The sequence below is a fragment of the Enterococcus sp. FR204 genome, assembly GCF_031143325.1.
Lineage (GTDB): Bacteria > Bacillota > Bacilli > Lactobacillales > Enterococcaceae > Enterococcus_B > Enterococcus_B faecium.
Map to the genome: position 1 here is coordinate 1 of NZ_JAKZIW010000098.1, position 1,274 is coordinate 1,274.

A 1,274-nucleotide genomic window follows, 5' to 3' on the forward strand; every position below is an offset into this window, starting at 1 on the left:
TCGAAGCGATGAAGTTGAAGCCCTGTGGAAATCTCGCCAAAAAAATGTAGGTGGTAGCTAGGAACTAAGCTTGCAATGCCAACTCCTCCATCTGATTTGGTGTTAAATAGTTGATACTGCTATGGATTCGCTTGCGATTGTAAAATCCTTCAATGTATTGAAATAACGCTAAATGAGCAGCTTCAAAGTTTTCATACGCTTTTGATGGATAGACTTCTTCTTTTTTGAGTGAGGCGTGAAACGATTCGATGCCGGCATTATCGTAGGGACAGCCCTTACGACTGAAGGAGTGCCGAATGTTCAATTCATTCAGCTTTGCCTCATAGGCTTCGCTAGTGTACTGAGAACCCAAATCTGAGTGGATGATCAAGTTCTCGGAGGGTGTTTGGTGTAAGAGCGCATGGTCAAGGGTTTCGATAACCAATTCTTTCGTCATCTGCTTGCCAAACTTCCAACCGATGACTTTCTTTGTGTGGAGGTCTTGGATAGTGGAGAGGTAGGTCCAGCCATCTTTTAGGGTATGAATATAGGTAATATCTGTCACCCATTTTTGATTGATCGACGTAGTGGTAAAATCTTGGTTTAACAAGTTTTTACGTCCTTCACTTTTAACTTTTGCTTGTTTGCCAGGCTTGTACTTCTTGAGGGTGACTGAACGCAAGCCTAATTTTCTCATCAGTATTTGTACTTTCTTTAGGGACAAGCTCTCGCCACGGCCAACAAGAATCTTATGAATTTTGGGCGCACCATAGATCCCCTTGTTTTCAAAGTAGATTCCTGAAATCAAGCGGTTTAAGCGTTTGTTTTCTGATTGGCGCTTGGAAGGTTTCTTTTTCTTCCAGTCATAGTAGCTGGATTTCGGTGCTTCCAAAACGGTACACATTTGTTTTACGTCATGATCATGAACATTTGATTGAATAAATTCGAAGACATCACTCATTTTTACTTTTGAGCGAATATGGTTAAAGCCTTTTTTAGGATGGTGTTTTCCTCCTGCATGCGGGCCATTTCCTTTTTCATTGCTAGGATTTCTGCCTCAGTCATGCCGGTTGCTTCATTCTTTGTATGAAGCTTCTTCCAACGATAAATCGTTTGTGTAGCGATACCATATTGCTCTGCCAGTTCCTCGACCGATTGGCCAGACTGGTTTAAATCTAAGATCGTCTTCTTAAAGTCTTCATCAAATTTTTTCTTGGCTTTTGCCATCGTGGACACGTCCTTTTCTTAGTAGTTAGATTCTACCAAATCGTGTCCATGAAATCATCCTAACATCA

Annotated in this window: 1 protein-coding gene; it reads right to left on the minus strand. The window is 41.3% G+C overall.

Annotated elements, in window-relative coordinates; genetic code table 11:
* Positions 1-64: 64 nt before the first annotated feature.
* Positions 65-1,206 (minus strand): IS3 family transposase gene (locus tag RG571_RS11970; protein ID WP_152993774.1). Its coding sequence is split into 2 segments (ribosomal slippage): positions 65-978 and positions 978-1,206, totalling 1,143 coding nucleotides; the frame shifts between segments, so codons are not numbered across the junction.
* Positions 1,207-1,274: the final 68 nt, after the last annotated feature.